We start from the raw sequence: 23821 nt of genomic DNA, 5'->3' as shown, positions 1-23821 counted from the left end.
TACAAGTGTGTTAATATTATAAAAAAAGGAGGATATTTCTATGATTATTACAACTACAAATAATATTGAAGGATATGAAATTGTTGAATATAAGGGAGTTGTCTTCGGTGAAGTTATTACTGGAGTAAGTTTCTTAAAAGATTTTAAAGCAGGTCTAAGGGATATATTTGGTGGACGTTCATCTTCTTATGAAAAAGAATTGATGGGTGCAAGAGACGATAGTTTAGATGAGATTACTGAAAGAGCTAATGAAATTGGAGCTAATGCTGTAGTTGGACTAAAAATGGATTATGAAATGCTTGGAGCATCAAATGGAATGATGATGGTTACTTGCTCAGGTACTGCTGTTAGAATTATAAAAAAATAAATTTTTAGGTGTTTTAAAAATTTTTTAAAACACCTTTTTTGTGAAACAGCAAGATTTCTAGGAACTATCTCAATATAAAACATTATAGAATGTTGAGGTTAATGTTAAAAAATAAAGTTTTAAATATTCATTCAATGCAAAGATTAGCGAAATGTTGTAGTATTATTTTTATTTAAAATTACTTGAAAAATTTTTTAAAATTTAGTATAATATAACTAATAAAGGGGAGTAGCTAATTTTGTTTAGTCGTCAATACGGTTTATCCCGGCTAAACACCTAACTATTTCAATAGGAAGCAAGACCTTTGTTTAATTTAATTAAACAAGGTTTTTTTTATGCAAAAAAAGCCTTAATTCAAGGAGGATAAATTATGTTTTGGTACAACAAAAGTGTTGATGAATGTATCAATGAACTTGGAAGTGATGATAAAAATGGACTTTCAAGTAAAAAAGCTTTAGAGCTTTTAGAAAAAAATGGAAGAAATGAGTTAAAAGAAAAGAATAAAAAATCACTTCTTTCAAAAATTATTGACCAATTTAAAGACCCTATGATTTTAATTTTAATTGGAGCTTGCATTATGTCAGCTATAGTTGGTGAAATAACAGATGCTTTTATAATCATAGCTATTGTAATTGTTAATGCAATTCTTTCACTTAATCAAGAGGGAAAAGCTGAAAAAGCTATAGAAGCTTTACAAAAAATGGCTAGTCCAATGGCAAAAGTTTATAGAGATGGAAAATTAATTCATATTCCTTCTCCAGAAATTGTGGTTGGAGATATTGTAGAGCTTGAAACAGGTGATATTATTCCAGCAGATTTAAGATTAATTGAAAGTTTTATTTTAAAGATTGATGAAGCTTCTTTAACTGGGGAATCTGTACCTGTTGAAAAATTTGCAGATAAAGTTTATGATGGAGAAATTGAGATTGGTGATAGAGAAAATATGGCTTACTCTTCTACTATTGTTGCTTATGGTAGAGGAAAAGGAGTAGTAGTTTCTACTGGAGAAAATACGGAAATTGGTAAAATTGCAACAACTCTTGATTCTTTTGAAGATGAAGACACTCCACTACAAAAAAAGCTAGCTGGTCTTTCAAAATCTCTTGGGCTGATAACAATAGGAGTTTGTATTGTAGTATTTATAGTTGGGCTTTTGTATAAACAACAGTTTTTACTTATGCTTTTAACTGCAATTTCACTAGCTGTTGCAGCGGTTCCTGAAGGGTTGCCAGCAATAGTTACAATAGTTTTATCTCTCGGTATGACAAAAATGGTAAAAAAGAATGCTATAGTAAAAAAACTTTTAGCAGTTGAAACATTAGGAACTACAACAGTAATTTGTTCTGATAAAACAGGAACTCTTACTCAAAATGAAATGACGGTAAAAAAAGTTTTTGTAAATAATCTAGTTTATGATGTAGAAGGAACTGGTTATGAACCTGTTGGAGATATATATTTAAACGGAGAAAAAGTTAATGCTAAAGAAATAGAAAATTTTATTTCAATTTCTAAAATTTCAACTCTTGTTAATGATGCAAAACTACTTAAAGATGATAATATGTATAGAATAGCAGGAGATCCTACTGAGGGTGCATTGCTTACTCTTTCAGAAAAAGTTGGCATTACTAAAGATGAATTAAATAACAATCATAAAAGAGTAGCAGAAATACCATTTGATTCAATTAGAAAGATGATGACAACATTTAATGAAAATGTATTTTCATCTAATGTTATATCTGCTACAAAGGGTGCACCTGATATAGTTATAGATAATTGTAAATATATTTTAATTAATGGAAAAGAAGAAGAATTTACTTCAGAATTAAAAGAAAAAGTTCTTTTACAAAATAGTCAATTTGCTAAACAAGCACTTCGTGTTTTAGCATTTGCATATAGAAAATTTGACTCATTACCTGAAGAAAAAACTTCAGAAAATATAGAAAGAGATATGGTTTTTGTTGGTCTTATGGGAATGATAGATCCTGCAAGGCCAGAAGCAAAAGAAGCAATCAAAGAATGTAAAAAAGCAGGAATAATTCCTATAATGATAACTGGAGATTATCTAGAAACTGCAGTCGCTATAGCTAAAGATTTAGGAATTTTAGATGAAAATTCAAAGGCTATTATGGGTCGTGAGCTTAACAAAATGACTGAAGAAGAAATTTGTGAAGTTGTCAAAACTACACGAGTTTTTGCAAGGGTAAGTCCTGAAAATAAAGTGCAAATAGTTAGTGCGTTAAAGAAAAACGGACATATTGCTGCAATGACAGGCGATGGGGTAAATGATGCTCCTGCAATTAAGAGAGCTGATATTGGAGTTTCAATGGGAATTACAGGAACAGATGTTGCAAAAAATACTTCAGATGTAATTTTAACAGATGATAATTTTGCTACAATAGTATCAGCAGTTCATGAAGGACGTATTATTTATTCAAATATTAAAAAGTTTGTTTCTTTCCTATTATCTTGTAATGTAGGAGAAATTTTAATAGTTTTAATATCTATTCTTTTAAATATACCAGTACCTTTTATACCAATTCAATTACTTTGGTTAAATCTAGTTACAGACAGTTTTCCTGCATTGGCACTTGGTGTTGAAAAGGGTGATGAAGATATTATGCAAGTTCCACCAAGAAATCCAAATGAACCAATTTTAGATAAAGAAATGATTTATAGTATAATTTCTCAATCTTTAGCAATTACAGTTGCAACACTTGGAGCGTATTTCTATGGAATGCATCATTATCCTAATCATATTGAAGGAGCAAGAACAGTTGCATTCTTTACACTTATAACTGCAGAACTACTAAGAAGCTATTCTGTTAGAAGTAGTAGATTTACATTATTCCATATTGGAATATTTTCAAATAAAACATTGGTATATGGAACAGCATTATCTTTCTTTATGATGCTAGTAGTTGTATATGTACCTTTCTTACAACCATATTTTGATACTGTTTCTTTAGGAATAAAAGAGTTAGCAGTTGCAATACCACTTGCATTCTTACCTTTTGTTGTTGCTGAAGTTTCCAAAGTGTTAAGAAAGAAATAAAAGAATTAAAAAATATTATAAAAAGTTGGATTATTAAATTATAGTCCAACTTTTTTTATATTATATTTCTGATATTAAAAATAATTATTTGTAAAAATTGATAACATATTTATAAATTTATACTATAATCTTTATATTTTTAATAATAAACAAACGTTCATCATGATATTAACAATTATATAATTTTATAATAAAATCTGTTTTGCTTTTTATTTATAAGGGTATTTTATTCTATAGGTGTGTAGTTTATTTTACAATGATATAAGATTCTTTTTACAATAAAAGATATTGACATATTATTAAATAAATTGTATACTGAATAAAGGGAATAACGATTCCCAATAAATGTTTTTTAAATTAAAAAGGAGGACTTTTATGAAGACAGATGTGCAAATTGCTCAAGAAGCAAAAATGAAACCTATCAGAGAAGTAGCTGATTACTTAGGATTTCCGGAAGAAGCTATTGAACTTTACGGAAACTATAAAGCAAAGTTGAATATACATGAATTGAAAGATTATAACGAAAGACCAAATGGAAAGTTAATTTTAGTAACTGCTATAACTCCAACTCCTGCAGGAGAAGGTAAAACTACTACTGTTGTTGGGCTTGGTGATGGACTAAATAAAATAGGAAAAAGAACATCTCTTGCATTAAGAGAACCTTCTTTAGGACCGGTTTTTGGAGTTAAAGGTGGTGCTGCAGGTGGTGGATACGCACAAGTAGTTCCTATGGAAGATATAAATTTACACTTTACTGGAGATTTTAATGCTATTGGTGCTGCTAATAACTTATTAGCTGCTATGTTAGATAATCATATTAATCATGGAAATGAATTAGATATTGATTCCAGAACTATTACATTAAAAAGAGTTGTTGATATGAATGATAGACAACTTCGTTTTATTGTAGATGGATTAAACGGAAAAGCAAATGGTGTTCCAAGAGAAGATGGATTTGAAATAGTAGTTGCATCTGAAGTAATGGCTATTTTATGTCTATCAAATGATTTAAAAGATTTAAAGGAAAAATTAGGAAAAATCATTGTTGCTTACAATAGAAAGGGTGAACCAGTAACAGCAAAAGATTTGAATGCTCAAGGTGCAATGGCGGCATTATTAAAGGATGCTATCAAGCCAAATCTTGTTCAAACATTAGAACATACTCCTGCATTTATTCATGGTGGACCTTTTGCTAATATAGCTCATGGTTGTAATAGTATAATTGCTACAAAATTAGCATTGAAATATTCTGATTATGTTGTTACTGAAGCTGGTTTTGGAGCTGACTTAGGAGCTGAAAAGTTCTTAGATATTAAATGTAGATTTGCAGGTTTAAATCCTAATGCAGTTGTAGTTGTTGCTACTGTAAGAGCTTTAAAGATGCATGGTGGACTTGCTAAGACAGAATTAGGAAATGAAGATTTAGTTGCTTTAGAAAAAGGACTTCCAAACTTACTAAAACATGTTGAAAATATGCAAAATCTATTTGGCATTCCTTGTGTTGTTGCAATTAACAAATTTCCATTAGATACTGATGCAGAAATTCAATTAATTGAAACTAAATGTAAGGAATTAGGTGTTAATGTTGTTCTTTCAGATGTTTGGGCAAAAGGTGGAGAAGGTGCAGTTGACCTTGCTCATGAAGTTGTAAGACTTGCAGAAAATGACAAACCAATTAATCAAATATATGATATTGAAGACTCTTTAGAAGAAAAATTAAATAAAATCGTTCAAAAGGTTTATGGAGGTTCTGGTGTAACATTCTCTCCAGGAGTTAAAAAGAAAATTAAAACTATAGAAGAATTAGGTTTTAAAAATGTTCCTATCTGTATGGCAAAAACGCAATATTCATTCTCTGATGACAAGAATAAAGTTGGTAGACCAGAAGGATTTAAGGTAAATATCAAAAATATAAAGATTGCTGCAGGTGCAGGATTTGCAGTTGCTTATAGTGGTGATATTATGACTATGCCTGGACTACCAAAAGTTCCTGCTGCAAATAATATTGACATTACTGATGACGGAAAGATAGTTGGATTATTCTAGTTAATAGGAGGAATTTATGGAACAAAAAATGTGTGATAAAACCATAAATTTATTTATTCAAGAATTATCAGATAAACAACCAGTACCAGGGGGCGGAGGAGCATCCGCCCTTGTAGGTGCTTTGGGAGTTGCCCTTTTAAATATGGATGCAATTTATACTACTGGTAATGAAAAATTTAAAGATGTTGAAGAAGAAATTAAAGAACAAATTAAAAAGTATAATGAATTAATTACTTCCTTAAAAGAATTAGTTCAAGGAGACGCGGATGCTTTTTATCCACTTTCTCAATGTTATAAGATGCCAAGAAATACTGACGAAGAAAAAAGATTAAAGAGAGAGGCTTTAGAAGTAAATCTTTATAATGCTGCTATGATTCCATTACAAATAATGGAAAAATCTTATGAGGCACTTTGTCTAGTAGATAGACTTATAAGAATTGGAAACAAAAATCTTATTGGAGATGTTGCAACTGGAGCTGTATTTTTAGAATCCGCTCTTAAAGGAGCAAGTCTTAGTGTCTTTGCGAACACTTCTTCAATGAAAAATGAAGATAATATTAAGATGATAAATGAAAAATCCATGAAATTATTAAAAGACGGAACGAATCTTGCTAACAAGGCGTTTGAAGAAATATTTAATGGATTTTTAAAATAAGGAGACTATTATGACAACAATAATGAAAGGTAAAGAAGTAGCAATTGCTTTAAAGGAAAAGATTAAAGCAGGAGTTGCTGAACTTAAAGAAAAAGGAAAAGTTACTACTTGTGGTTTTATTAGAGTTGGAGATAGAAGTGATTCTATAGGTTATGAAAACGCAGCAATTAAAGTTTTATCTTCTTTAGGAATTGAATGTGTTCAATTTCACTATCCAGAAGATATTACTGAAGCTAATTTTATTTCTGAACTAGAAAAAATTGGAAACGATGATAGTGTTGATGGTTTTTTACTTTTAAGACCATTACCTGCACATATTGACGATGATTTGGTTGGAATGAAAATTAATCCTAAAAAAGATATTGATGGAGTAAGTCCATATAATATTGGAGAAGTTTTCTATCCGAAAGAAGATAGTTTCATTCCTTGTACTGCTGCTGCTGTTATAAAAATGTTAGAATTTTATGATTTAGATTTAAGTGGTAAAAATGCAGTTGTATTAGGGCGTAGTAATGTTATCGGCAAACCTGTTGCAATGTTATTATTGGCAAAGAATGCAACAGTTACAGTATGTCATAGTAGAACTCAAAATTTAAAAGAAGTATGTAAAAATGCAGATGTTTTAGTTTCAGCTATTGGAAAAGCTCATTTTGTTACAAAAGAATTTGTAAAAGAAGGAGCTATAGTAGTTGACGTTGGAACAAATTATGATGAAAATGGAAAGGTAACTGGTGATGTTCATTTTGATGAAGTTTCTGAAATTGCAAGTTATATTAATCCAGTACCAGGCGGTATTGGATCAATAACTACTTCAGTTTTAGCAGAAAAATGTTTAATTGCCGCTAGAAAAAAGGTAAAATAATATGGATTATGAAACTGCAATGATTAAACTCAGAGGAGAAGTTTGCAGTGGAGTTAAATTAGGTTTACAAAATATAAAAAATCTTATGGAAAAATTAGGAAATCCACAAGATAAATTAAAAATTATTCATATTGCAGGAACCAATGGTAAGGGTTCCTGCACTTCTTTTGTAAATTCTGTTTTAGTTTCACAAGGGTATAAAGTTGGGATGTTTACTTCTCCATCTATTTACAATTTTGAAGAAAGAATTAGAATAAATAATAAAAATATTCCAGAAGATAAATTAATAGAATTAATGAATGAGGTAAGAGAAATTGCAAATACTCTTGAAGTTTTTCCGGCCGATTTTGAACTTGTAACGGCTTTAGCATTTTTGTATTTTTACAGAGAAGATTGTGATTTTGCTATTATGGAAGTAGGATTAGGTGGAAGACTTGATGCTACAAATGTAATAAACAAACCTTTAATTACATTAATTACATCTATAAGTTTTGATCATCAACAATTTTTAGGAAATACTATAAAAGAAATATCTCTTGAAAAAGCAGGAATAATTAAAGATGGTGTCCCTCTAGTTCTATATTCCCAAGATACTGAAATTATGGATAATATAATAGGAGTTGCGAAATCTAAGAATTCTAAAGTTATAGTAAATGATTTATCTAAAATTAAAGTATTGGAAAATAAAAAATCAGGGCAAGTTATTGACTATAAAGATTTTAAAAACTTAAAAATAAATTTACTTGGATCACATCAAGTTAAAAATGCTACAATTTCTCTTGAGCTACTTTTAGAGCTTAGAAAAATGGGTTTTGATATTTCAAATGAAAGTATATATAATGGATTTTCAACAGTTGATTGGCCTTGTAGATTTGAACTTGTTTCTAAAAATCCAGATTTTATTTTAGATGGAGCACATAATATTGACGGTATAGAAAAATTTATTTCAAATATGAATTTTTACTATAAAAATAATAAAAAAATTGCAATTTTTGGAGTGTTAGCTGATAAAGATTATAATGAAATGCTAAAGAAAATTATTCCATGTTTTGATGTTTTTCTAACTGTAAGGCCAGATTCAGAAAGAGCAATGGAAGCATTGGAATTAAAGGAGAGAATTGAAGTCCTAACTGAAAAAAAAGTTTATAGTTTTGAAAACTATCAAGATGCTATTGATAAAGCCTTTGAAATTTCAAATAAAGAAGATGTAATTTCAGCATTTGGATCTTTATATTTTGTGGGGGAAGTTCGCAAACTTTTGGGAGTGAGTGATTATTAATGGATAAAAAAATTATAAGAAAACAAATTCAAGAAAAATTAAAAAAAATATCTGAAGAAGATAGAAAAATATTTGAAGAAATTTTATATAAAAAATTGTATGAAAATGGAAATTTTAAAAATGCTAAATGCGTAGCATTAACAATTCCATTTGGAACGGAGATAAACACATACCCTATAATTGAAAAATTATTAAAAGAGGGTAAAACAGTATGTTCACCAATATGCGAAAAAGAAACTAGAAAAATGACTTTTTATAAAATAGATTCTTTGAATGAATTAATTGAGGGTTATTATGGAATTAAAACACCTCCTGAAATTGAAAAAAACATTGTTGAAAAAAATGATATTGATTTAATATTAGTACCTGGAGTAGGATTTGATAAAAATAATTATAGAATTGGCTTTGGTGGGGGATATTATGATAGATATTTAAAAGATTATAAAGGACATACTATAGCTTTGGCATTTAAAGAACAAATTGTAGAGAAAGTTCCGAAAAACGAATTTGATTTGCCCGTGGATTTGGTAATTACAAATTAAATATTAATTTTCAAAAATAGTTTTATTTTAAAACTATTTTTTTCTTGCAAAAAATTCCAAAATAGTATATTATATAGACTAGGTAAGTTTTTTAAAAATGGAGGTAGATATGATAAAGTTATTTTCTGATATGGGAGCTGATATTCCAGTAGAAATTGCAAAAAAATATAAAATCCAAATTTTTAATATGGTAGTTACTGATGGAGAAAATGAATATATTTTAAATCATGATATAGATAAATATAAATTATTTGAGAATATGGCTAAAGGAGTTAATTATAAAACATCCCAGGTATCATATAAAGATTTTTATGATACATTTAAAAAAGAAGTATTAGAAAAAAATGAAATTATTTATATTTCCTTATCTTCAGGCCTTTCCGGAACTTATAATACTGCTAATATGGTAAAAAATGACTTATTAGATGAATTTCCAGAAGCTAAAATTCACATAATAGACAGTTTAGGAGCTAGCTTTGGATATGGAATTCTTGATATAAAAGTTGCTAAAATGATTGAAAACAATGAAGGTATAGAAGAAATATTAAAATATATAGATTTTTATAAAAAACACATTAATTACATTTTTACTGTTGATGATTTAACTTATCTTTATAGAGGAGGAAGATTAAATAAAGCTAAATTTATAATAGGCAATTTATTAAATATTTGCCCTATATTAGATGTTTCGAAAGATGAGGGGAAACTTAATTTTTTTGATAAAGTCAGAGGTCATAAGGCATTTAAAAAGAAACTTGTAGATATAATTAGTAACAGATCAAATGTTTTAGATAAACAAACTCTTGTTATTTTTCATGGAGATTGTGAAGATAAGGCAAATGAGTTAAAAGAATTATTGATGAGTGAATTTAATAATGACGATATTTTAATTAGTGGAGTAGATGCTGTTATTGGATGTCATACAGGGCCAACAGTAGTAGCAATGGTTTATCTTGATGAATTATATGGGAAATATGATAAGTTTGAAATTTAAGGGTTAGAGATAACCCTTAAATTATTTTAGGAGATGATTTTTATTAAACATATTTATGAATTTTTAGTTATTTTAATTTTTTTATTTTTTGGAACTATTTTAGAGGTTATTTTTAAATCTCCTATACCAGCAACGATTTTATCAATGTTATTCTTAGTTACTTTGTTATATTTTAAAGTAATTAATTTAAAGAAAATAGAAAAAGTTTCAGAATTCTTACTTGAAAGTATTACACTTTTTATGACACCATTAGTTATTGGAGTTATAGATAAATTTCATTATTTTAATGGGAAATTTTTACAAATTTTCTTAATCTTATTTGTAAGTGTAGTTGTATCTATGATTATCACGGCTTTTGCTACAACTTTTTTTGTAAAGATTTTTGTAAAAGGAGATAAAAATGGAATTAATAATTAACAATCCACTTTTTGGTATTTTTTTAACTATAATAACATTTGTAATAGGGTATGAAATTCAATTAAAATTAGGATTAAAATTTTTAAGTCCAATGGTTACATCTTCTATTTTAATTATTTTAGTTCTTGTTGTTCTTAATATACCATATTCAAATTATAGGCAAGGAGCCGATATATTAATTTTTTTTGTTGCACCGGCAACTGTAGTACTAGCGGTACCATTATATAAAAATTTAGATATAATAAAAAAATATTTTCTTCCAATATTGTTTGGATGTCTAGTTGGAATAAGCGTTGGAGCAATTGTTGGAATATTTTTATGCAATGTTTTTGGAATAAGTAAAGAGATTTTGCTTTCTATGTTACCAAAATCTGTTACATCTGCTATAGGTTATGAAATTTCAAAGAAAATTGGAGCAATTATGGAAATTTCTATGGTATTTATAGTTATCTGTGGAATTATAGGTTATAGTGTAGGAGAATTAATTTTTAAGATTTTTAAAATAAATGATAAAGTTGCAAGAGGAGTTGCACTTGGTTCTTGCAGTCATGTTCTAGGAACTGCAAAAGCAATGGAACTTGGAGAAATCGAAGGCTCTATTGCTACAGTATCAATTTCAATTTCAGGAATTTTAGCAGTAATTTTAATTCCTGTAATATTAAATTTTATTTAGCAAAAAGCTGATAAAGAATACAATAGTAGTCTTTATCAGCTTATTTTTAATGTTTAATTATTGGAAATTACTAGATAAATATCATACATTTATGATTGTATTATTTTATACAAGACAACTATTATTATATTTATTCATGCAAAAAAGATATAAACTCAGTTTCATTTTTGGTATTTGTGAATAGCTTATAAAGTTTTCTTGAATTTTGTTCAATTTCAAATTTGTTTTTTTGAAAATCCGATAGATTATGTGTGCTTTTGTTTGTTGTTATAATTTCTAAATTAGTTTTATTTTTAATTTCTTTAAGCAGTTCTTGTCCTTTTTTGTTAAATCCTAAAACTGTTATATATTCAATATCTTTAGAATACATTTCCTTTATTTCATTATTTATATTCAATAGATAATTGTAAATAAATCTTTTAATTCTAACTTTTTTATATCTTTTACTCTGTATTTTTTCTGCTAATTCTTCTATAAAGTTTACTGAATAAATATTTTTCTTAATTAAATTTAAAATTCCATTTTCGTAATTTACAATATTTTCAGGATTGATTTGATTTATTAAAATATTGTATTTTAAAATTTCTAAAATAACTTTTTCATTAGGTAAAATATTGTTTTCTACTGAATTTTTTATTTCATAAAAAGTTATTTTATCTAAAAAATTTTCAATTTTTTCTAAATTATTTTCATAAATTGCTTTTCTTATTGCAGAAGCACTTAATTGTTCTTGTGAATTGTAATTCTCATCATTATAATTTTTTCCTTTTCTTTTTATAGGAAAAGGAGTTATTTTAGATTTTGATAATATTATATTTTTAACATATTCAATTGATAGAATATTATTGGAAATAAAAAAGTCATCTTGTATTTCTAAAATCTTATATTTTCTGTTAATTTCTATACAAGCATTTTTATATGCAACTGCATAACTTTTTCCAAGTTTCATTTCATAGCTTAAGATTTTTTCTATTTCATTTTTGTATTGAAGTTGAAATTTTGCAATTTCTATAATATCCTCTTTTTTCTCACATTCGAAACCAAAGCAAAGATAGTCTATGATATCTAGTTTATTTAGAATAGATATTCCACCTTTTGCAAAGTTTTCAGCACTTTGCAAACTGTAGTAAAATGGAAGTTCTATTACGAGATCAACTCCATTATTAACTGCAATTCTAGCCCTTGTGTATTTGTCTAAGATTGAACATTCACCACGCTGAACAAAATCTCCGCTCATTATTGCAATTATATTGGAATTCAATTCATTTTTTATTCTATCTATTTGATATTTATGACCTAAATGAAATGGATTGTATTCAGCAATTATTCCTGAGTTTTTCATAAAATCTCCTTTTTAAAATTATTTAAAGATTATTATATTAAAATATTCGTAATAAAGTAAATAATTTTACTATATACGATTATTATATCATAACATTTTATTAATTGAAAAATAATTAAAAAATATTAATCATAAAATTATCAATTTTATATGCTTATGATTATTGACTAAAACTAAAAAAAAATATATAATAATTGTACTATTTTTATTATAAGCTTTTGGAGGTTTGTTATGGATATTAGAGTAGTTAGCGAAAATATTTTTGATATTGAATCTGACTGCATAGTTTATTTCGTTGATAATTCTTTTTCAAATGATGATACTATGGAAATAATATCTAAGGCCGGAAATAGACTACTCGATGTTTTTAGTAAATTAAGTTCACTAACAACAGGAGAATTTAAAGTTGTTCCGGCGTTTAATCTCAAAGCAACTTATATTGTACTTTGTTCAATTCCACAAAAAATTGAAAAAGAAGAAGATGAAAAATTTTTGGAAGGTATTTTTTCTAATATTTTAATTGAAATTGAAAGACGTGAATTCAATACAGTTGCTGTTGATATTACAAGGCTTTTTAATAGTTATGGATCTAAACATAGTGAAGTTTTTAAAAGATTTTTAAGAAATTTAAATAATGATATAGTAGTTTTTTTGTGTAAATAGCTTAAAACAATGTTTTTTTGAAAATATTAATGATTAAATTAAGGGAGGAGGATAATATGAATGCGTTATTAGATAAAGACACTAGAATTGCTTTAGAATATAATTTTTTATATTTAAAAGATTCAGTTGCCTTTGATATTTTTATTTCCTCACTCTCAATTGAACAACGTGGATTTAATGTAAGATTTAGACAAGCAATTTTTAATAAAATCTCAAAGAGTTTAGACAGCTTCTACAAGAATAGATCTGATAAAGAATATATAAAAAGTGCAGTACAAAAATTGGTTTATGACGATATAAATCGTCTTGAAATTGTTTTAGCTGTAGATTCTTATATATATGGAAAAAAATCAAATGTTTTTGCTAATGAAGTGGAAAATTATTTTTTAGTCAATTATCCTAATTTAAAAATTAGTAGAAAGCAAAAACTTATTGTAAGAAAATTATCATCTAAAGATTATAGATTTAGAAATAGATTAATAAATAATGTTATAGATTATTATAATTTAAATAAAAAATTTGAAGAAAAGACTAATGATTTTTTTGAAAATGTGATTAAGGATTATATTTTTAATCTTAATAATTATATTGTAAAACAATTAAAATTAGAATTTAAAGATAATAATTATTATGTTTTACAAAAAGAAAAATTTTTGACAAAAAAAGATTTAGAGGAACTTTATAATCATATAAATAAAGTTTTTATGGATCATTTACATAAAACTTCAAGAATATTTATATGGTATGGACTTAATGATAAAGTAACAAGTAGATATAAAAACTAAAGTCAAAAACTTATGTTTTTGACCTTTTTTATGATAGGAGAATTTTATGGGTTATACAGCTTTTTTGCTAATGGTTATAAATATTTTATCTAAAATATTAGGATTTTTTAGAGAAATACTATTATCTTATTTTTATGGAACAGGAGAGATAGCAACTGCTTTTCAAATTTCACTTTTGGTTCCTTATACAATTTTAGGATTTGTTATGTCTGGTATTTCAATTAATTTTATACCAACTTACACTTCTTTGGAAAAAAGAGAAGGAAAAGCAACATCTGAAAAATTTACAAGTAATATTTTAAATATAATTTTTATAATTTCCCTTATTGCAACAGTTCTAGCTTATATATTTGCAAGACAAATTGTATTTTTATTTGCAATGGGATATTCTGGAGAAATTTTTGAATTATCAGTTACATTTACTAGAATTACTATACTTGGAATGTTTGCTCAACTACTAAACTCAATCCTTAAAGGATATTTAAATATAAAGGGTAATTTTGTAGTTCCTGGTTCAACAGGATTTATATATAATATTGTAATTATAATATTTTTAATAATAAGTTATAAGATAAATCCAATATTAGCACCAATTGGTGTTGCAATTGCTACAATTTTTCAGTATATACCATATATTCCAGCTATTAGAAGTACGGGATATAAACATAAATTTATTGTAAATTTTAAAGATGAAAATATAAAGAGAATGTTAGTATTAGCACTTCCAATTATTTTTGGGGTTGCTGTAAATCAAATAAATCAACTTATTGATAAAAATTTAGCATCTTTTATTTCTGTAAGAGGTATTTCTGTTCTATCTTATTCAGTTAAATTAAATGAATTTGTATGGGGAATCTTAGTAGTATCTATTGTTACTTCTATTTTCCCAACACTTAGTAAATTAGCTATAGAGTCAAAACAAAAGTTTAAAGTACAGATTGCTAAAACTCTTTCAACTATTATATATCTAGTAACACCTGCTTGTGTAGGAATACTAATTTTTTCAAAGGAAATAGTAACTTTGATATTTAAAAGAGGAAAGTTTGATGAAAATGATGTTATTCTGGTTTCTGGAGTTTTGTTTTATTATGCAATAGGACTTATAGGGTTAGGAATTAGAGATGTACTTTCTAATGCTTTTTATGCACTAAAAATGACTAGAATACCACTTATAAACTCTGTTGAAATGGTAATAATAAATGTAATTATGTCAATTATTTTATCAAGATTTATGGGACTTAATGGTCTTGCATTAGGCTCAAGTATTGCAACTATATTTGGAGCAGTAAATTTATATATTAAACTTGAAAAACAAATTGGAAAGATAAAGTCAAAAGCAATTGTTAATAATGGTATAAAAGTCTTAATTTCTGTGATTTCAATGGCAATTATATCAAAATTAATATTTATTTTACTAAATATTAAGTTGTCTTCAAATTTAAGCTTTTTAGTTGCTTTAATATTCGCAGCTATTATTTATACAATTGTTTCTGTTTTATTGAGAACAAGACAAGCAATAGATATATTAAAAGTTATTGTTAAAAAATTTTAAATAAAAATAATAAAAAGGAGATATTATGAAAAAAGGAAATATTTTATTTGGAACGATTGGTGCAATTATCGGATGTTTACCAGGAGTTGCATTGTATGTAGGAGTGGCTATGTTAAGAGTGTTTAGTTCATGGTCAGGATTTGTTGCTTTATATTGTGCGATTTTTATGTATACTTTATTTTCAAGAAAATTAACGAAAATTGGAGTTATTATATCAATTATTATTTCTTGTGCATCAATGCTTTTAGCTGAGGTAATTGTAACTTCTATAAGTATAGCTAACCGCTATCATTTTACATTTTTTACAGTTTTTAAAAATTTTTTAAAGATATATCCTAAATTAAATAATAAATTTTCATTTTGGATTTATCCTATTATTGCATGTGTATTTGTTGTTATAGGTGGATATGGGTATTTAACTAACAAAAATAAAAATGATGTTGAACTTGTTGATAATAATGAAGTTGAATATGATTATGAAGAAGATGATGAGATAGAAGAAATAAATGATAATATAGAAAAAGAAACTAAAGAATAGTTTTATAATAGGAGCTTATTATATTATTGGTATCTTACTTTTAAGTATTAGGAATTGTGTATAATTCGTTTTGTTGACTTTTTTTGATAATATTGATATAATTACTTAAATTAGAATATTAGGCGATGAAGGAAAAAAGTTTTGTTAAGATTTTTAGAGAGGTAACAATTGGTGAAAGTTACTAATTAAAACAAAACGGGACAATCTGGAGCTATTATTATAAAGAGAGATACCTATAATTAGGGTGGTACCGCGGATTTAATTCGTCCCTGCATTTTTGCAGGGATTTTTTTATAAGGAGGATAATATGGCACAAATGGGAAAATTAAGAAGAACACATATGTGTGGAAATTTAAGAAAAGAAGATATTGGTAAAGAAGTAATTTTGATGGGCTGGGTTGCTAAGGAAAGAAATTTAGGTTCATTAATTTTTATGGATTTAAGAGATACTACTGGAATTTCACAAATAGTTGTGAGAGATACTTTAGGAGAAAGTGTTTTTAATAGTGCAAAAGAAATAAGATCAGAATTTGTTTTAGCTGTTAAAGGAGTTGTTAGTGAAAGAGAAAGTAAAAATTCAAAAATACCTACTGGAGATATTGAAGTTGAAGTAAATGAATTAGTAGTTTTAGACACAGCTCAAACTCCTCCAATTTATATTAAAGATTACGACAATGTTTCGGAAAGTTTAAGATTAAAATATAGATTTTTAGATTTAAGAAAAGAAAGTTTACAAAATAATTTAAAATTAAGGGCTAAAGTATGTAAGATTATCAGAGATTTTTACACTGAAAATAATTTTGTGGAAATAGAAACTCCATATCTTAATAAACCAACACCTGAAGGAGCAAGAGATTATCTCGTACCATCTAGATTAAATCCGGGAAATTTTTATGCGCTTCCACAATCTCCTCAAATAATGAAACAACTTTTAATGATTTCAGGAATGGATAGATATTTTCAAATAGTTAAATGCTTTAGAGATGAGGACTTAAGAGCTAATAGGCAACCCGAATTTACTCAGGTTGACCTTGAAATGAGTTTTGTTGATGTTGAAGATGTTATTGATGTAAATGAAAGAATGTTAAAAAGATTATTCAAGGAAATTAAAGGAATTGATATTGAATTACCTATAAAAAGAATGAAATATGATGATGCAATGGAAAAATATGGAAGTGATAAACCGGATTTACGTTTTGGTTTTGAAATTAGAAATATTACAGATTGTGTTAAGGAAGTTGAATTTGATTTATTTAAAAATGCAATTGCTTCTGGTGGGAGTGTAAGAGCAATTTCAATTGGAAAATATTCAAAGGAATATACTAGAAAGAAAATTGATAAATTAATTGACTCAATTAGAGATTATGGTGCAAAAAATTTATTCTGGATAAAAATAACTGATGGAGAAGTTACATCTTCTATTTCAAAATTTTTAAATGAAGAAATTATCTCTAATATAAAAACAAAGGTAGAAGCTAAAGATGATGATTTGATTTTAATGCTTGCAGATAAAAATGATATTGTTTTAAATTCACTAGGAGCTTTAAGATGTGTTATTGCAAAAGAAATGAATTTATTAAATCCTAATGAATATAACTTATGCTGGATTGTAGATTTTCCACTTTTTGAATATGACGAAGAAGAAAAAAGATATGTTTCAAAACATCATCCTTTTACTCATCCGAAAGATGAAGATATTAAATACTTGGAAAGCAATCCCGAAAAAGTTTATGCAAAAGCATACGACATTGTAATAAACGGAGATGAACTAGGTGGAGGTTCAATTAGAATTAACAATTCTGATTTACAAAATAGAATGTTTAAAGCTTTAGGACTTACTAAAGAGGAAACAGAAATAAAATTTGGATTTTTACTTGAGGCTTTAAAATATGGAACACCACCACATGGCGGTCTTGCATTTGGACTTGATAGATTGATTATGCTGTTAGCGGGTACAAACAATATAAAGGATGTAATAGCATTTCCAAAGACGCAATCAGCATCTGATTTATTAACAGATGCACCATGTATTGTATCAGAAGGACAACTTGAGGAGTTAAATTTAAAAATTGGAAAATAATATTTATTCAAGAACTGAAAGTCTAATAGGGAAGGATTCACTTGAAATTTTAAAAAATTCTAAAGTTATTGTATTTGGAATTGGTGGAGTAGGAAGTTTTGCAGTTGAATCGCTTTGTAGATGTGGAATAGGAGAAATCTCATTAGTAGATTTTGATACTATTGACATAACTAATGTAAATAGACAAATTCATGCAATGTCAAATAATATTGGGAAATATAAAGCAGATGAAATGAAGAATAGAATAGAACTTATCAATCCAGATATAAAAGTAAATATATTCAAAAAAAAGCTAGATAAAAACAATATTGAAAATTTCAATTTGAAATACTATGATTATGTTATTGATGCGATAGATACTATTACTTCTAAAATTTATCTGATAAAATATTGTTATGAAAATAATATAAATATAATTAGTGCAATGGGAGCAGGTAATAAACTGGATCCTACAAGATTTAAAGTAGTGGATATATATAAAACATCATGCTGTCCACTTGCAAGGGTAATGAGAAGAGAATTGAAAAAGCTAGGAATAAAAAAATTAAAATGTGTTTGTTCTGATGAAATTTCTAGTGGAGAAATAATTGAATCTGATAAAATTAGAAAATCATCCCCTTCAAGTATAAGCTTTATTCCTTCAACTATGGGACTAATTATTACATCAGAAGTAGTAAAGGATTTGATATTATGGAACAAGTAGGATATGTAACAAAAATCTTACCTGAAGATAAGTGTAAAGTTTTAATTTCAAGAATAAGTGGATGTAAAGGAACCTGCAAAACTTGTGGAGGATGTCCAACTCCAACAATGCATATTGTTATGAAAAAGACATTAGATGTTTCAGTTGGAGATTATGTAAAAATAGGAGTGGATAGTAATATTGTATTAAAATATTCTATTTTCTTATATGGATTTCCTATTTTAATGTTTATCCTTTCAATATTATTAGTCAATATAGCTCTACCTAATTTAAAAGGAATTGATTTGATTGGATTTGGTATTGGTTTATTTACGATGTTTTTGGCATTTTTAATTGTCAAATTTGTAGATAATAAATATGCACATTTATCAACAAAAGCAATGTATATGGAAGAAATTATTTCAAAAAAAGATTAGATAGTAGTAGATATAATTTATGTTGATAATATAGATTGGAGGTTTTATTATGATTTATATTGTAGCAATCGTATTTATATCAGGAGGGATTATTATGAAGGTATTTCCTCCAAAGTTCGATTCGGGAATATATGGTTTTAGAACTAAAAAATCAAGTAAGAACAAGGAAAATTGGGTAATAGCTCAAAAGAAATCTTCAAACTATATTATATTTTTTGGAATATTTGATTTTGTTTTAACGTTTATAAACGATACTTTTGTAAAAAATAATTTATATTATGATTTACAAGGACTTTTAGTAATTGTTTATTCTATATTGATATATATTTTTGTTCAAAAAAATTTAAAATAAATAATTGTTACTGAGAAAAAATTATTTTTTAGGCATAGTTTCAAATACTTGATTGAAACTATGCCTTTTTTTTGCTAAATTTTTAATTAAAATTATTAATAAATAAAAATCTATAATAAATTAAGTACAATTACATTTAATAACAAATAAATTTGATAAAAAATATTAAAATATGAAATGTTTTTAGAACATAATCAATGAAGTAATTAGAAAAAATATGCAAATAAAGATATTTTATACTTACATCAGATTAATAGATAAGAAATTTTAATATTAAAATTGGTGTTTTTTATTGAAAAAAATAATTAATTTTAGTAGAATTGATAATGCCTATTGTTATTTTTATAAATAAGTGACAAATTTATAAATATAACAAAATAAACAAAGGAGGGATATATGAAAAAAAATAGTGTTATTGCAGGTTTATTTGTTTTTTGTATTACAACTGCAGGAATAGGTTACACTGTTTATAATAGTGTTTATTCTGATAGACAAAAACACAGAGCAAATGAAACTACAAAGCTCGACAGTGCAAAGGCTCCAAATGAATTGAAAGATGGAGAATATATAGCAAGTGCTGAGGGATATGAAGGTCCTATAACGGTAAAAGTTGTAATTAAAGAAGGTAAAATTTTTTCTGTTGAAGTGCTTTCACATAATGAAACACCTGAATACTATGAAATGGCAAAAAAAATTTTACAAACCATTGTAGAAAAGAATACATTTAATGTCGATTCAATTTCTGGGGCAACAGTTACTTCTGATGCTATTAAAGTTGCTGTTTACAAGGCGCTTGTTCAAGCTGGAGCAAAAACAAGTGATGTAGCTGAATATCTTGAAAAGGAAAATCAAGAACTAAGAGATAAAGAGAAAGCAAAATTGTTAGCAAAGCAAGCTTCAGCTGTTGCCGGTAAAATTGGATTTAACAGAAATAATCTTAAAGATGGTACATTTATTGGCGTTGGACGTGGATATAATGGACCAATCAAGGTTTCTATTTCTATAAAAAATGGAGTAATTTATGATGCAAGAGTTATAAGTCATAGTGATGACTATCCATATTTTACTTGGGCATCCAGTGTACTTAATAAAGTTATAAGAGGAAATACTAGTATTGATACAGTCTCAGGAGCAACTGTATCAAGTAGAGGGATATTAAATGCTGTAAAAGATGCCTTACGAAAGGCTAGTAATGGTAATAATAATTTAGATATTAATTCGCCTGAAGGAACAGAGCAAAGTATTCCTAGACAAAATAGACGACAAATAGAACAATTAAAAAAATATTTTAAAGGTTTAAAAGACGGCATTTATTATGGCAAATCAAATGGATATTATACAAATTCAATTGAAGTTAAAGTAACTGTTAAAGATGGTAAAATAGCTAAAATAGAATTGATTAAAAATAAGGATGATGAATCATATTTTGATAATAAAAAAGCAGGGATATTAGGAGAAAGAATTATTTCAAGCCAATCTACAAATATAGATACAATTTCTGGAGCTACAACATCTTCAAAAGGTTTTATAAATGCTGTTGTTAATGCCTTAGAAAAAGCAGTTGATTCTAATGGAAGTGATGCTGATAAATATATTTATTCCCCTAAGACTATAATTGCAACTGTAGGGGAAATTATTGGATTACAAAAGATAAGAGATGCATTAGAAAAATTGCCAGATGATGCACAAATTAATATAAAAAGTAATGCAGATACAAGTTCTGAAGGTAAAACTAAAATTATAGTTGAACTTATATTCAAGGATAATAGTAAAAAAATTGTAGAAATTCCTGTATTGGTAAATGTTAAAGTGAATGGAAGTTATAAATTTTTATCAGCAGAAGAAGTTAAAAATCTTGACAAAAATGTAAATTACCCTGACGGAGTTTACTATGGTGACAGTTATGGATTTGTTTCTAATAAGCCTATACCTGTAAAAGTTACTATTAAGAACAATAAAATTGAGAATGTAGAGCTTGTTAAAGAAGAATTAAATAGATTAAAAGGATTAACATCACCTGGGAATATAGATGATGGTGGAATATTCCAAGAAAAATTTTATACTGTAATTGATAGGATTAAAAATATGCAAAAGTTTGAATCCTTGATATATAAATTTCAGGTATTAAGAGATGCGACTAATAAGGTTATGGAAGAAGCTCGTGGTAAAGAACAAACTGTAGAAGTTTATAGAGACGCATTGGATAAAGTAATTGGAAAACATAATTTTGGTAAATGGAGATTAACTATAGATCAGTCAGATATAAAAGGTGAGAGAAATATTCATGATAGAATATTTACATTGTTAAAAATATATGTTAGAGAGGAACTGGGCTATGATGGTGACGATTATGATGCAGTAAGTGGTGCTACGTTCACTGCAACAGGGACTGCTACATCTATAAAAAATGCATTATTAAAAGCTAAAAACTTTGATTTTTATGATATGAGAATTGACGATAGCAACTTTAAAACTTCATATAAAGAAGGAGATAAACTTGATTTAAAAGACTTAAAAGTTACTATATATAAAAAAAATAATCAAAAAATTACAGTCTCTTATTCTGACTTCGACAAATATGGATTGAAGGTAATTGATGAGTATAAGAAGGAACTAAGAGATGGATTAGTTTTAAATAAAGAAAACTTGGGCTACAGTGTTACAGATGGATTGAGATTTAGAGTGGTTCATAAAGAAAGTAATAGCTTTAAATTTTTAAATACAATTCTTATATCCAAAAATAGGACTAAGAATTTTGAAATTTCTGGAATTAAGATAAAAGCCAAGAATGAATCTGAGTGGTATGATACCAAGGGATATAATACTGCAGATTTTATTCAAAATATTACTGTTTCTAAAGCAGTTGCAGAAAAACTTAATGGTAAAGAAATAGAGTTTAAGATAATTGCCAAGGATAAAAATTCTTCTGATGAAATTGAAATTCCTTTAAAACAAGCACAAAATAAGACTTTAATTGGAGATTTTGTTAGTGGAGAATATACATTAGATGTTATTGAAAAATATAAAGGTGTATTATTTAATAATACTTTCCGTATTAAAACAAAAGTTGATGGGAAGATTCCAAAAGCATTTTTATACAAAGAAATACCAGAAACTTTGATTATACCAAAAGGAACAGAAATAACAGAAGATAAAATAAGAAATGTTCTTAAAAATTTACCTGATGAAACTAAAATTTCAGTTTTAAGTCAAGTTGATGTAAACAAAGTAAATGAGAATATCCCTCAAAAGCTTTTAATTAAACTTAAATTTGATGATGGTAGTGAAAAAAAATTAGAAATAGATGTTATTGTAAAAGAAAAAGTTACTTCTATGGCTGACAAATATGTTTATAAACCAAAAGATTTGATTACAATTAAAGGTAAAGAAGTAACGTTAAGCCATTTGAAAAATCACCTCGATGACTTGCCAGAAGGTACAAAAATTGAGATTATTTATGAAGCTGATGTAACTGAAGTGAATGAAGAGGGTACTTCAATGGAAGTAAGGCTTGAATTTGCAGATAAAAGTATAAAGGATATATCAATTAATGTTATAGTAAAAGATACCGCTCCAAATAAAGCTGAAGAATTTAAGATTTTATATCCTGAAATAAAAAATGAAATAGTAAATGTAGTTGTAAAAGACTCTAAATATGGAAATATGAAAAATTTTGCCGAAACTGTTAAATGGGGTTCCTTTTCAGACTTTGCTATAAATAGAGATTTAAAACTTAAATCTCGTTCTGCAGATATTTCACGTATTGAAGTATTAAAAGAACCAGACAGATCGAAGTTAGGAGATCAAAAAGGTAAGATAAAATTAAGCTTTAAGGATGGTTCAAAACTTGAACTTGAAATATCAGTAAAAATAGTACCATATCCAGTATATAGAATATTTAGATTAACTTCAAATAAAACGCAGTATAAGTTAGAAGATAGATTTAATTTGAATGATTTAAAAGTAACATTATTTATTTCTAATAAGTTGGAAAATGAGTCAGATTGGGCTACAACCGGAACACCTATTCAAAATATTCCTTATTCTGATTTTCATTTATTTGGAATTAAAGTTGTAGATTTAGATTCAAAAAAAGAAATTGAAAATAACAGTATAATAAGTACACTTGTTAAAAATAACAAATTATCAGTTGGAGCATATTGTGAAAATCTAATTCAAAATAATGATTACGAAAGTGGAAAAAAACTGGTAGAAATTTTTAATATAAAAATAACAAATATTGATAAATTGATAGAATCTAAAAAAAATATTGTAGAAGTTAAAGATGAGAAAGATGTTAACGAAGTAGATGACTCTAATAAATCAGGAAAAGTTATAGAGTCAAAAAAAGATATTAAAAATGTTGATAATATAAATAATACTTCAAAAGAAATTAAAACTATTGAATCTGAAAAAAAACTAAGGACAATGTTCAAAAAAAAGATTCGAGTAGTGGAGGGAAAATAACTTATGACTCATCAGAAAAACAAAAAGTAAAAACTA

General features: G+C 26.7%; 20 protein-coding genes. 19 read left to right on the top strand and 1 reads right to left on the bottom strand.

Annotated features, from left to right (window positions below):
• Nucleotides 1-40 precede the first annotated feature (40 nt).
• The 10 genes from RWJ08_RS01310 (at nt 41) to RWJ08_RS01265 (ending at nt 10887) form a co-directional block, all read left to right on the top strand.
• The gene (locus RWJ08_RS01310) at nt 41-367 is read left to right on the top strand and encodes a heavy metal-binding domain-containing protein (protein ID WP_293439855.1); all 327 of its coding nucleotides are present in this window, start codon (nt 41-43) and stop codon (nt 365-367) included.
• A gap of 370 nt (nt 368-737) precedes the next feature.
• Nucleotides 738-3419 carry a calcium-translocating P-type ATPase, PMCA-type gene (locus RWJ08_RS01305; protein ID WP_313960812.1) on the top strand — a complete coding sequence of 894 codons (2682 nt, stop codon included), beginning with the start codon at nt 738-740 and terminating at the stop codon, nt 3417-3419.
• A gap of 375 nt (nt 3420-3794) precedes the next feature.
• A complete protein-coding gene (locus tag RWJ08_RS01300; RefSeq protein WP_009372757.1) occupies nt 3795-5465 on the top strand; it encodes a formate--tetrahydrofolate ligase in 1671 nt (556 codons plus the stop codon).
• A 16-nt stretch (nt 5466-5481) separates the two neighbouring features.
• The gene (locus RWJ08_RS01295; RefSeq protein WP_009372798.1) at nt 5482-6120 is read left to right on the top strand and encodes a cyclodeaminase/cyclohydrolase family protein; all 639 of its coding nucleotides are present in this window, start codon (nt 5482-5484) and stop codon (nt 6118-6120) included.
• A gap of 10 nt (nt 6121-6130) precedes the next feature.
• Nucleotides 6131-6982 (top strand): bifunctional 5,10-methylenetetrahydrofolate dehydrogenase/5,10-methenyltetrahydrofolate cyclohydrolase, encoded by an 852-nt coding sequence (locus tag RWJ08_RS01290; protein WP_009372587.1) that lies wholly within the window; start codon nt 6131-6133, stop codon nt 6980-6982.
• A gap of 1 nt (nt 6983) precedes the next feature.
• On the top strand, nt 6984-8261 hold the full coding sequence (locus RWJ08_RS01285; RefSeq protein WP_313960811.1) for a folylpolyglutamate synthase/dihydrofolate synthase family protein: 1278 nt from the start codon (nt 6984-6986) through the stop codon (nt 8259-8261).
• Nucleotides 8261-8803 carry a 5-formyltetrahydrofolate cyclo-ligase gene (locus tag RWJ08_RS01280; protein ID WP_293439851.1) on the top strand — a complete coding sequence of 181 codons (543 nt, stop codon included), beginning with the start codon at nt 8261-8263 and terminating at the stop codon, nt 8801-8803. Before RWJ08_RS01285 ends, RWJ08_RS01280 begins: the two co-directional genes overlap by 1 nt.
• 109 nt (nt 8804-8912) lie before the next feature.
• Nucleotides 8913-9797 (top strand): DegV family protein, encoded by an 885-nt coding sequence (locus tag RWJ08_RS01275; protein WP_313960810.1) that lies wholly within the window; start codon nt 8913-8915, stop codon nt 9795-9797.
• A 33-nt stretch (nt 9798-9830) separates the two neighbouring features.
• The gene (locus RWJ08_RS01270; RefSeq protein ID WP_313960809.1) at nt 9831-10214 is read left to right on the top strand and encodes a CidA/LrgA family protein; all 384 of its coding nucleotides are present in this window, start codon (nt 9831-9833) and stop codon (nt 10212-10214) included.
• Entirely contained in the window at nt 10198-10887 is a 690-nt protein-coding gene (locus RWJ08_RS01265) for an LrgB family protein (protein WP_313960808.1), read from the top strand. Before RWJ08_RS01270 ends, RWJ08_RS01265 begins: the two co-directional genes overlap by 17 nt.
• A gap of 130 nt (nt 10888-11017) precedes the next feature.
• Here RWJ08_RS01265 and RWJ08_RS01260 read toward each other — a convergent pair whose 3' ends face one another.
• The gene (locus RWJ08_RS01260) at nt 11018-12229 is read right to left on the bottom strand and encodes a nucleotidyltransferase family protein (protein WP_313960807.1); all 1212 of its coding nucleotides are present in this window, start codon (nt 12227-12229) and stop codon (nt 11018-11020) included.
• A gap of 231 nt (nt 12230-12460) precedes the next feature.
• Between RWJ08_RS01260 and RWJ08_RS01255 the strand changes: the two genes are divergently transcribed.
• The 9 genes from RWJ08_RS01255 (at nt 12461) to RWJ08_RS01215 (ending at nt 23785) form a co-directional block, all read left to right on the top strand.
• On the top strand, nt 12461-12892 hold the full coding sequence (locus RWJ08_RS01255) for a macro domain-containing protein (RefSeq protein ID WP_293439846.1): 432 nt from the start codon (nt 12461-12463) through the stop codon (nt 12890-12892).
• A gap of 56 nt (nt 12893-12948) precedes the next feature.
• Nucleotides 12949-13677, top strand: coding sequence for a hypothetical protein (locus RWJ08_RS01250; RefSeq protein ID WP_009372728.1), 729 nt, complete (start codon nt 12949-12951; stop codon nt 13675-13677).
• Nucleotides 13678-13723: 46 nt separating this feature from the next.
• Nucleotides 13724-15229, top strand: coding sequence for a murein biosynthesis integral membrane protein MurJ (murJ, locus tag RWJ08_RS01245; protein WP_313960806.1), 1506 nt, complete (start codon nt 13724-13726; stop codon nt 15227-15229).
• A 25-nt stretch (nt 15230-15254) separates the two neighbouring features.
• Nucleotides 15255-15767, top strand: a complete 513-nt coding sequence (locus tag RWJ08_RS01240) for a hypothetical protein (RefSeq protein ID WP_313960805.1) — start codon at nt 15255-15257, stop codon at nt 15765-15767.
• A 307-nt stretch (nt 15768-16074) separates the two neighbouring features.
• Nucleotides 16075-17847: an aspartate--tRNA ligase gene (gene aspS, locus RWJ08_RS01235; protein ID WP_313960804.1), complete on the top strand. Its 1773-nt coding sequence runs from the start codon at nt 16075-16077 to the stop codon at nt 17845-17847.
• Nucleotides 17837-18550, top strand: coding sequence for a tRNA threonylcarbamoyladenosine dehydratase (locus RWJ08_RS01230; protein ID WP_269722241.1), 714 nt, complete (start codon nt 17837-17839; stop codon nt 18548-18550). The genes aspS and RWJ08_RS01230 overlap by 11 nt, the downstream gene beginning before the upstream one ends.
• Nucleotides 18538-18966: a SoxR reducing system RseC family protein gene (locus RWJ08_RS01225; RefSeq protein ID WP_293439844.1), complete on the top strand. Its 429-nt coding sequence runs from the start codon at nt 18538-18540 to the stop codon at nt 18964-18966. The genes RWJ08_RS01230 and RWJ08_RS01225 overlap by 13 nt, the downstream gene beginning before the upstream one ends.
• A gap of 49 nt (nt 18967-19015) precedes the next feature.
• Entirely contained in the window at nt 19016-19318 is a 303-nt protein-coding gene (locus tag RWJ08_RS01220) for an SdpI family protein (protein ID WP_313960803.1), read from the top strand.
• 396 nt (nt 19319-19714) lie between these two features.
• Nucleotides 19715-23785 (top strand): FMN-binding protein, encoded by a 4071-nt coding sequence (locus tag RWJ08_RS01215; RefSeq protein ID WP_313960802.1) that lies wholly within the window; start codon nt 19715-19717, stop codon nt 23783-23785.
• The last annotated feature ends 36 nt before the right edge of the window (nt 23786-23821 follow it).

The organism is uncultured Parvimonas sp. (assembly GCF_963524015.1).
GTDB lineage: Bacteria > Bacillota > Clostridia > Tissierellales > Peptoniphilaceae > Parvimonas.
The sequence above is the reverse complement of the archived record's forward strand: the minus strand, read 5'-3'. Positions and strand labels throughout refer to the sequence as shown.